The sequence below is a fragment of the Bacillus sp. A015 genome, assembly GCF_053851875.1.
Map to the genome: position 1 here is coordinate 1 of NZ_JBSPZB010000036.1, position 9362 is coordinate 9362.

The following is a 9362-nucleotide window of genomic DNA, read 5'->3' on the forward strand; positions in this document are numbered from 1 at the left end:
AAGCACTTCTGCCCCGCAGTCTTCCAGCATGTACGCAATGCGCTGCGCTGGATAATCGGCATCAATCGGAACGAATGCCGCACCAGCCTTGAGAACGCCAAGGACGGCGGCTGTCATGTCAAGGGATGGGCGGGTGAGAATGCCGACGCGATCTCCTGGTTTTATGCCGTTTGAGATGAGTCTTGAAGCGACTACATTTGCCCGGTTATTCAGTTCTTCATACGTCCAGCTTGTTCCGCAGAAAACTGCCGCTTTTTGATGAGGTGCTCCATGTGCCTGTGCCTCAATCAATGCATGAACGGTTTGATCTGACGGAACGTCGAGGACAGGCCCTGACCATTCGCCGAGCAGTTCCTTCTTTTCTTCTTTCATTAAGATAGATAGCGCTGAAATTGGCTGCTTCAGCTTCGCCAGCATTTCGTCTATGATTTGTTCAAAATATCGACTCCAGCGCTGCATGGTACTCTTTTTAAACAGTGCCGCTGCATACTCAAAGCGCAGGCCCACTTGATCTTGTTCTTCAAATACACCAAGAGTTAAGTCAAATTTTGCATGAACCGTGTCCTGCTGCTTTTGGGAGAGCTTTAGTCCATTCAGATCCGGTAACGTCAGGTCACGGTCATCCGTTGTCAGCATGACACTAAACAATGGATTGCGGCTCGTGTCTTTCGGAAGATCTAACTGTGCAACCAATTCCTCAAACGGGAATCCTTGATGTTCATAGGCTGATAGGTTGCGATCTTTCATTGTTTCAAGCAGGTGCTCGGTGGTTTCTTCCAGCTGCAATTCATTTCGAATGGCCAGTGTATTCACAAACATGCCTGGAATCCGTTCGAGTGAAGCATGTGTACGTCCTGCTGTCACAGCGCCTATCACGATATCTGTCTGCCCAGTTAATTTATGAAGGAAAATGGCAAACGCGGTTTGCATCACCATGTTCAAGCTCACACCTTTTTCAGCCATGAGCGTTTTGATGGACTGCGTTTTTTCAGCAGATAACCATCTATCGACTCGGTCTCCTTCAAATGACTGAACACTAGGGCGCGGAAAATCAAGCGGAAGCGCCAAATCTTCTGGAGGTTGTGCATATTGCTCCAACCAATACTGCCGCTGTTTTTCAAGCGATGCTTGCTGCTTTTCCTCCTGCTGCCATACCGCATAATCCTTGTAGTGCAGCTGAACTGGCGGTAACGCCTTTTTCTCATACAGCTGCGCCAATTCCTGAATGAGCAGACTGCGTGTGACACCATCTGCAATGATATGGTGGATATCCATCATGAACACAAATTTCTCATCAGAAAGCTTTGCCACTTTCGCTCTCATTAACGGTGCCTGATGTAAGGAGAATGGTGTGATGAATTCCTCTACGACGGATTGCTCCTGATCGCTCTCCATTTCAACAACCTCTAACGTAAACGGTACTCGGCGGTATACCTTTTGAACTGGTACACCGTCAATTTCCACAAAGGCTGTCCGCAAAGATTCATGTCTTTCGATTAACGCTTGAAGCGCTTCTTCCAGCTGCTGCAGATCAAGGCTTCCTTCCATCATTAAAACGGCTGGCATATGGTAGGTGACTGCGTCTGGATGCAGCTGCTGTAACACATACATACGCTTTTGTGCGGAAGAGACGGGATAGAAATCTTGCTTTTCCGCTGGCTGAATGGATGTGACGACTGAAGAATCAGCTTCTTCCAAGTATGCGGCCATCGCTCGTATGGTTGGCTTTTCAAAAAGGACTTTGAGCGGCACATGCTTGTTCAGCTTGGCTTGCATCTTCGAAATGAGTACCATGCCTTTGAGGGAGTGACCTCCTAATTCAAAGAAATGGTCATGAACACCGATTTGTTCAACCCCAAGAACATCTGACCAAATGGCACAAAGCGTTTGCTCAAGTACCGTTTCTGGTGCTACGTGCGCCGTACGGTTCATATGCACCTCATGTGGAAGCGGCAGAGACTTCGCATCCACCTTTCCGTTTTGTGTGAGCGGAATGTGATCCACTTTGACAAAATAGGTTGGAATCATATAATCCGGCAGTGCCTCCGCAAGCTTTTCTCTAAACGCCAGCGTTCCAATATGTTCAGGCGCTGTATAATATAGCGCCAGCTCAGGCAAACGAGACAGGTGAAGCACTTTGACATACACTTCTTGAAGGGTTGAAAGTGCACGCGCGGCATGCTCAATTTCTTGTTTCTCAATTCGGTAGCCGCGGATTTTCACTTGATCATCTACTCTTCCAAGAAACTCAATGTCTCCATTTGCATGCTGTCTGACCAAATCCCCTGTCCGATACATCCGCTCTTGAGGGAAAAATGGATTTTCAAGAAAACGCTCTGCTGTTAATTCAGGCTGATTCAAATACCCTTTCGACACGCCTTCCCCAGATATATAAAGCTCTCCCGGTGCGCCATAAGGGACAAGACGCTGCTCTCGATTGCATACGAGCGCTCTTGTATGAGCAATTGGCTGCCCGATTATAGAGCGTTCCTTTAAAGCGTCCAGCTCATTCAGTGTGATCAGCTTGGTCACTGTTCCGATGGTTGTCTCTGTTGGACCGTAATGGTTCATCACTGCCACGCATGGATGCTGCTTCATAAATGTCTCAACATCCTCAGGGACAATGGATTCTCCTCCAAGTACAACAAGGCGTAAAGCGTCAAATTCATGATTCTTAGAATCTGCCATCATATGAAATAGGGATGGTGTCATTTTGATATAAGTCAATTCTTGCTCATCAATGAAACGCATGAGACGCACAGGGTCTGTATACACATCTTCACGAGGAACATAGAGTGTACCCCCTGCTTTTAAGACAGGGAAAATACTTGTGTAACCGAGATCGTATGCATAAGAAGAAAGCAGTGCAGTTCGATCATATTCTTGCAGTGTTACCTCATTTGTCAGCCAGGTGACGTAGTGTGATAGATTACGATGCGTAAGCTGTACACCCTTCGGCTTCCCTGTTGTACCAGATGTATAAATCACATAAGCTAGCTGATCAACCGATACATCCGGCAGATCTAACGAATGGTTTTGGTGCACTGCTTTTTCGACATGTACCACTTGAAGAGACTGCTGATCCTTATATGAATGGGTATGCGTCTCATTTGTGACGATGACTTGTGCACCTGAATCTTCTAATGTATAGCGGATACGTTCGGCAGGAAAAGCCGGATCAATTGGTACGAATGCACCTCCTGCTTTCATCACACCGAGCATTGAGACGACGACATAAACAGAGCGATCAAGGATGAGCGCCACAGTACTTTCTTTCTCTACGCCTCTAATCTTCAGTTCACTGCTAAGTGCATTTGACATATGATCAAGCTCGCGATAGGTGAGCTTCCTTTGATCATCCATGACCGCAATGGCATCTGGCGTTTCCATTGCCTGACGTGAAAATTGGACATGGAATGGCTCATGACGATTCGTTTGCCCTTCATCTTTTTTCTCCAACCGCTCCATTTGCTCATGCTGGTCCAGTATATTGAGCAAGCCGATCTGTTCATCCGGATGGTGGATCGCCTCACGAATAATCGCCAGAAGATGAGTTCCTAACCGGCGGACGGTCTCCTCTTTAAATAACGCCGTTGCATAGTCAAGGCTCAGTTTTAATTCTCCCTCACGTTCAAATGCCTCTAGAGACAGATCAAATTTGACCGAGCGATGCTGAATGGCATAAGGCGATATGTGAAGATCGCCGAGCCTTAGAGCTGGAACCTCCATGTTCTGCATATTCAATGAAACGCTAAAGAGCGGGCTCCGAGTTGTATCACGGTCTAGCGGAAGACGCGCAATTAACTCTTCGAGTGGATAGCTTTGATGTACAAAAGCCTCGACACTCGTTTCTTTTATTTCTTCAAGCAGCTGTAAAAATGATTTGGTTTGTTCTGGTTTCCCGCGCATCGCAATGGTATTGATAAACATCCCCGGCATGTCCTGTATATCTGGGTGTGTCCGCCCTGCAACAGGGGAACCAATGATGATATCTTCCTGTCCACTATAGGAAGCGAGCAGCACTTGAAATGCAGATAACAAGAACATATACAAGGTCGTATCTGTTTTCTGAAGCAATTCATGAATGCGCTGAGTCGTCACTGGATCACAGCCAAACATCACTCGTTCTCCGGAAAAATCACGTTCAGCTGGACGCGGGTAGTCTGTTGGCAACTCTAAAACCGGTAATTCCCCTTCGAATTGCTTCAGCCAATACGCTTCATGCTCCCGCTGTTTCTCCGTCTCTTCTTCACTTAACTGCCAGACAGCGTAATCTTTATAATGAATGGCTCTTTCTGCAAGTGCTTCTCCATCATAGGCCTTCGCCAAATCTTGAATGAACGTCTTCATGGAGCTGCCATCTGTAATGAGATGATGTGCTTCCAATACTAGAAGATGACGGTCTTCACTGACTTTCAACAGCTGGGCTCGTAAAAGGGGTGCGGCTGTCAAATCAAATGGTGATTGCTGCTCTGAGAGAAACGCCTCTGCATCTTCTTCCTTTATGTCATGGACAGGAAGGTCAAATGCAGTACGTTCATGCACCCTTTGTACAATGTCTTCACCTTTCATATGAAAACTTGTTCTCAAAATTTCATGCGTTTGGATCAACTCATCAAACGCTGAGCTAAGCCGCTGATGATCGAGTGTACCTTCAAGCGTTAATACGATTGGAATATGATAGTTCGTGCTGTCAGGTTCGAGTGTCTGCAAAATGTATAAACGGCGCTGAGCTGGTGATACCGGATAGTCCTCCGACTGCTCTGCTGGTAAGATTGGATGTCCCTGTTCTTCTTGACCGTCCTGATCGATATATGCCGCTAATGAGCGAATCGTTGGCTTTTCAAAAATCACTTGAATCGGGACTTCCTTTTGAAACACCTCTTGAATCTTCGCTGACATCATCATCGCTTTGAGAGAATGTCCGCCAGCCATGAAGAAATGCTCGTCTACTCCAATCGTTTTCCCAAGGAGCTCCTCCCAAATTTGAGCGAGTGCCTTTTCCGTTTCGGTTTCAGGCGGAATGATCTTGATCTCTTCACGATGCGCTTCGTCTGGCTTTGGTAAGGCTTTTCGGTCTACCTTTCCGTTCGCTGTAAGCGCAAAAGCATCTAGCTTCATCACATGATGCGGCACCATATAAGCTGGTAGCTCTTGATTGAATAAAGCCCGCACCTCTTCTTCTGTCATAGTCCCCGTGAAGTAAGCGGTGATTTCCTTTTCATCTGAAGAAGACTCATGGACGAGTACAACCGCATCATCTATGCCAGTCTCTTGCTGAAGCATCGTTTCAATTTCACCGAGCTCAATACGGAAGCCGCGAATTTTCACTTGATCATCTTTCCGGCCGAGGAATTCAATCTGGCCATCCGCGCCATACCTAGCCAAATCCCCCGTTCGATACAAACGTCCTGCCGGCTTAAAAGGGTCTGCCATGAATACTTGATTGGTCAAATCTGGACGATGGAGATATCCTCTTGAGACACCATCACCGCCGACATACAGCTCTCCTGGCGCGCCAATTGGCTGAAGTCTTTGATAGTCATCTAAAATGTAGGCTGACGAATGATGAATCGGCTGACCAATTGGGATCGTGCCCGTTTCATTCCCTCTCACTTCATAAATGGTCGAGATCGTTGTATTTTCTGTCGGGCCATATGCATTCAGTAATACAAGTGCTGGATGATTCTTTTTCACAAGCTCTGCACTCTTCACATTGATCACATCGCCGCCTGTGATTAATGTGGTTAATCCTTTGAACATCTGCGGTCGCTGCTGAGCCAGCTGATTAAATAATCCAGTCGTTAAAAAGAGCGCCGAGATCTGATGTGTTTGCATAAATTGTTCGAATCGATTGATATCCAATAAAGTATCACGGTCAACAGGATAAAGCGTCGCACCACCCAGCAGCGTGGTGAAGATTTCAAAGGTAATGGCATCAAAGCTGACTGCCCCTGTATGTGCCATACGATCCGAAGCGTTCAAACCCAATTTTCCCTGAGAACATGCTAATCTCACAATATGCTGATGCTCAATTTGAACACCTTTTGGCCGTCCAGTTGAGCCCGACGTATACATGATATACGCCAATTGAGAAGGAGACGTCCGGACTGATACGTCCACGTGTGAGCGATTCGACATGTCTGTCACATGAATAGCCTTGATGCTTTCATAAACTGGCGGCTGGCTGTCAGCATAAAGCAAAATCGATACGCCGCTGTTTTCAAGCATAAATTGGATTCTCTCCTCAGGCTGGGATGGATCAATCGGTACATAAGCAGCCCCTGCATGAAGAACCGCTAAAATGGCGATGACCGCATCTGCTGATCGGTTCATATACACCGCGACAGCATCCTCGGGCTGTACACCGTTTTCAACCAGACTGCCAGCTAATCGATGGATTTCTTGTCCAAGCTCTTCATATGTGAATGCTCGATCTCCTTCGACTAATGCCAGATGGTCAGGCTGCGCCTTGATGCGTTCCTTGAGAAGCTCAGGAATGGACAGGTGCTTCGGATAATCTCGCTCTGTCTTGTTCCACGCTTCAATCTGCTGCTTTTCTTCTTCCGTCATACATGTCACTTCATGAAGGCGTACGTCAGGGTTTTGGATGATTTGCTTCATGAGATGGGTCAGGTGTTTAGAGATATTTCGAATCACCTGTTCTTCAAAAGCTATTGCATTGTATTTCATTTTCAATGTCCACGTTTTACCTGGATAGACAAGGACATTCAAATCGAAATTCGTTTGTTCAAATCCATCCTTTACATCAATCGAGAAACCAAGACGTGCAGACATGGTGTCACCAGACAGCTCTTGATCTAAAGGATAGTTCTCAAACCCAACCAAGTGATCGAAGAGCTGTCCTCCACCGGCTGTCTTTTGCTGCATCTCATAAAGCGGCATAAAATCATAGTTTTCCGCTTCCAGGGCATGCTGCTGAACCTTTTGAAACAGTTGTTTGAAAGTCTGCTCCTGATCCAATGTCACCCGGACTGGTATCGTATTGATAAACAGCCCTGCCATGCACTCAATCCCAGACACACTTGGAGGCCTTCCCGATACGACCGTTCCGAATGTGACATCATCTGCCGCATGATATGTGCCTAAAAGAACGGACCAGACAGCTTGAAATAGGTTCGGTGCTGTCACTTGGCATTGTCTTGCTGCATCTTGAATGGCTTGTACCATGTCAGCATCCCATGTGAACGTCCATTCCTGATGGTCGTATTGCCCGTTCGCCTCTTTCTGATGAAGCAGCCCTTGATGCTGAACAGCACCGTCTAGACGCTCCTTCCAATAGCCTTCCGCTTCTTGTTTGTTTTGTTTTCCAAGCCACTGAATATAGTCTGCATAAGGCTTACCTTGTGAGCGGTCAGGCGTTCGGCCGTTTCGATAAGATTCATAGTAATGAAACAGTTTTTTCATCAAAACACCCATGGACCAACCATCCATGATGATGTGATGGTTGCTCCAAATGAGATGCCAGTTTGTTTCATTTAATTGAAAAACAGCGACTTTCAACAACAGATCATTCGTTAAGTGAAATCCTTGCTTTCTCAATTGCTTTTTATATTGATCTAATACCTTTTGCTGCTCCTGATGATTTAGATGAGATAGATCCTCTCTATACACATCTAGATGACGTTCAGCTAGTACAACCTGACGAGGCTTTTGTAATTGCTGATAGACAAAGGCTGTACGGAGAATGTCATATGTCCGTATAAGCTCATTGAGACTCTTTTCAAAAAGATCGAGATCAAACTCTCCGCTTATTCCAAGCTCAAGCTGTGTGAAATAAGAGGAGGAATTAGGGTCTAGCATGGCATGATACAGCATGCCTTCTTGCATTGGTGTTAAAGGATATACCTTTTGAATTTTCTGTTTGCTCATAGTCCACCTCTTCATTTGCTTAAAATATATCCATTAGCTTTTCAAGTTCATCCATCGTGAGATCATCATCCCCTACATCACTAGGTGTGATCTGGGTCTCATCCTGTGATACACAATGAGAGATCAGGACCTTCACATTCTTTTCTAGGAGATCCTTGAACTGTTCCATCGTACATTCTTCAAATTCAAGGTGATGATATGAAATCGTCACATGGAGCATGCTTTGTTCAACAAAACCAACAATATCTAGCGCATGAGGTTTCTCTGATTCAGGGCTAAGCGATTGACCTGCATGCCACACGGATCGATTCAGCTCACCGCCTCCGATCTGTTCATCAAACTGGCCAAGGTAATTAAAGCTGATGTCTGGTGTGACATCAAACGCAATGTCGCTTTTCATCTTGTCAGGCGTTAAGTATTTTAAAATGCCATAACCGATTCCCTTGTTCGGAATGTGCCTTAGTTCCTCTTTTAAATGCTTGATTTGATAAGGCAGATCGGCTGCATGAGACATATCCAGTAACACAGGATACATACTCGTAAACCAGCCGATGGTCCGTGACACATTGACCGCCGGAAGGATCTCCTCTCTTCCATGCCCTTCAAGGTGAATCAAATGTCTGTCTTCACCTGTCCACTCTTTCATCGATAATCCTAATGCTGTCAGCAAAATATCGTTTATATCTGTGTGATAGGCCTCATGTACATCAGTCAGCAGACTGTGCGTTTCCTCCTCAGATAATGTAAAGCGAATTGTCTGCGTATGAATCATTCGTTGATCATCCGTGACATGATCCTTCTGAAGCGGTGTGACTGAATGTGAAAGTACCTTTTTCCAATAGGCTCTTTCCGCTAGAAGGTCATCTGACACAGCGTATTCTGTCAGCCTCTGGGCATATTCTTGGAATGAATGTGTTTTTTCAGGAAGTGTCAGGACCTCCCCGCGCTTCGACTGTTCATAAAGAGCCATGAAGTCTTCAAGGAAAATACGCCATGACACACCATCGATGACAAGATGGTGTACGGCAAGCAATAGGTGATCTCCCTGCTCCGTTCGGAAAATAGCAGGTTTCACTAATGGTCCCTCTGTTAAAGAAATACTCGCCTGCACTTCATTTGCCAGCTTTTCTACCTGCTGCATTTGCTGCGTGAGCTCCCCTTGTACTTCAATCACATCAACTGTCACAACGTTTTCTTCCACTCCACGATGACGCTGGATGATGCGTCCTTCTTCCAATGGATAAATCAACCGCAATGCATCGTGATGGATCATCAGCTGCTCCAACACTTGCTTGACGATCGCTTCATTTAAACCTTTTGGGGCATGAAGCATAACGGATTGATTCCAATGATGCTGGCTGCTAAAGTGTCGTTCAAAGAACCAGCGCTGAATCGGCGTCAAAATGACTTCCCCTTCGACAGGTGATTGGTCAGCTGTCATTTGACCAGCTTCTTCGATATATGGACGG

The 9362-nt window shown here is 46.0% G+C and carries 2 protein-coding genes; both read right to left on the minus strand.

Annotated features, from left to right (window positions below):
- Nucleotides 1–7893: amino acid adenylation domain-containing protein (locus tag ACSLGF_RS18390; protein ID WP_456007720.1), on the minus strand; the 7893-nt coding region annotated here is incomplete at its 3' end.
- A 19-nt stretch (nucleotides 7894–7912) separates the two neighbouring features.
- On the minus strand, nucleotides 7913–9362 hold a 1450-nt coding region (locus ACSLGF_RS18395; protein WP_456007722.1), incomplete at its 5' end, for a condensation domain-containing protein.